This is a genomic window from Actinopolymorpha sp. B17G11, from assembly GCF_040196095.1.
GTDB lineage: Bacteria > Actinomycetota > Actinomycetes > Propionibacteriales > Actinopolymorphaceae > Thermasporomyces.
In genome coordinates this window covers 1-1,890 of sequence record NZ_JBEFTW010000094.1, presented here as the reverse complement: position 1 = coordinate 1,890, position 1,890 = coordinate 1, and the positions used below count along the sequence as shown (strand labels likewise).

Here is a 1,890-nt window from a genome sequence, read left to right as displayed (position 1 = left end):
AGGGAGACCCGGTCCGATCGGATCTTCACGATTTCGAACTACGTCGTGCTGACGTTGTTCCTTCTCGCCGTGCTCTATCCCCTGGTATTCATCCTGTCCGCTTCGATGAGTGATCCGCTCGCGGTGTCGTCAGGGCGGGTCTGGTTATGGCCGGTCGACTTCAACTTCACCGGCTACCAGGCCGTCGTCGAGTACCGATCGATCGTGCGGGGATTCCTCAACTCCGTCTTCTACGCAGGCTTCGGAACGTTTGTCAACGTGACCTTGACATTGCTCGCGGCGTACCCGCTGTCACGGCGCGACCTCTATGGCCGCAACTGGTTCATGCTGCTGTTCGTCTTCACGATGATGTTCAGTGGCGGCCTGATCCCGACCTACCTCGTCGTGCACGACCTCGGCCTGCTGAACACCCGCTGGGCACTGATCCTGCCCACCGCCATGGCCGTCTGGAACATGATCATCACCCGCACCTACTACCAGGTGACGATCCCACACGAGCTGCTGGAGGCCGCCCGTATCGACGGCTGCGACGACTTCAGGTTCTTCCTGCGGATCGTCATTCCCCTGTCGAAACCCATCATCGCCGTCAACGCCCTGTTCTACGCGGTCGCCCACTGGAACCAGTTCTTCAACGCACTCATCTACCTGACCGACGAAACACTGTTCCCCCTCCAGCTCGTGCTCCGCGAGATCCTGATCCAGAACACCGTCGAACCGGGCGCCATGGACGTCGCGGAGATGGTGCGCCGCCAAGAACTTCGGGACCTGTTGAAGTACACCCTCATCGTCGTCGCCAGCATCCCGCCCCTGCTGGCCTATCCGTTCGTCCAGAAGCACTTCGTCAAGGGCGTCATGATCGGCTCCCTCAAGGGCTGACCTGATCCGAAAGAACAGGGAGGACGCTGCGATGGCCACACTGCTCCGCCGGCCGGAGACGACCCCGGGCGCCGACGTCGACTCGCCCCGCAACCGGCGTGCCGCCCAGCGACGAGCCAACTGGCGACAGGTCAAGCACAACTGGCAGCTCTACCTCATGCTGCTGCTTCCCGTGGTCTACATCCTGGTCTTCCACTACTGGCCGATGTACGGCGTGCAGATCGCGTTCAAGAACTACAACGTCGTGCAGGGCATCAGCGGCAGCCCGTGGGTCGGCCTGGCGCACTTCGAACGGTTCGCCGAGTCCTTCATGTTCTGGCCCGTCATCCGCAACACCATCATCCTGCACAGCTACGAACTCATCGCCACATTCCCCCTGCCCATCATCCTCGCGCTCGCCCTCAACCAGGTGCGGATGCAATGGTTCAAACGCTCAGTACAGCTGATCACCTACGCACCGCACTTCATCTCCACCGTGGTCGTCGTCGGCATGCTCTTCGTCCTGTTGGACCCACGAACCGGCCTGCTCAACAACCTCCTCGGCGCAGTAGGCATCGGCCCGCTCGACCTGCTCGGCAACCCCGACTACTTCCGACACATCTACGTCTGGTCAGGCGCCTGGCAGAACCTCGGCTTCGCCGCGATCATCTACCTCGCCGCACTCGCCGGCATCGACCCCGAACTCCACGAAGCCGCCATCGTCGACGGAGCCAACCGGATCAAACGGATGTGGCACATCGACATACCCGGCATCATGCCGGTCGCCGTCATCCTGCTCATCCTCAACATCGGCACGATCCTGTCGGTCGGGTTCGAGAAGGTCCTGCTCATGCAAACCCCACTCAACCTAGGAACCTCTGAAGTCATCGACACCTACGTCTACAAAGTCGGCCTCGCCGCCGCCGTACCACAGATCTCCTACGCCGCAGCAATCGGACTCTTCCGTTCCGTCGTAGGCCTCATCCTGCTCGTCCTCGCCAACCAGATCGCACGCCGATTCGCCAGATCCAGCCT

Annotated in this window: 2 protein-coding genes; both read left to right on the top strand. The window is 61.5% G+C overall.

Translation table 11 applies throughout. The features are described from left to right. On the top strand, positions 1-876 hold an 876-nt coding region (locus ABN028_RS35125; RefSeq protein WP_349699658.1), incomplete at its 5' end, for a carbohydrate ABC transporter permease. 31 nt (positions 877-907) lie between these two features. Then, on the top strand, positions 908-1,890 hold a 983-nt coding region (locus ABN028_RS35120), incomplete at its 3' end, for an ABC transporter permease (RefSeq protein WP_349699657.1).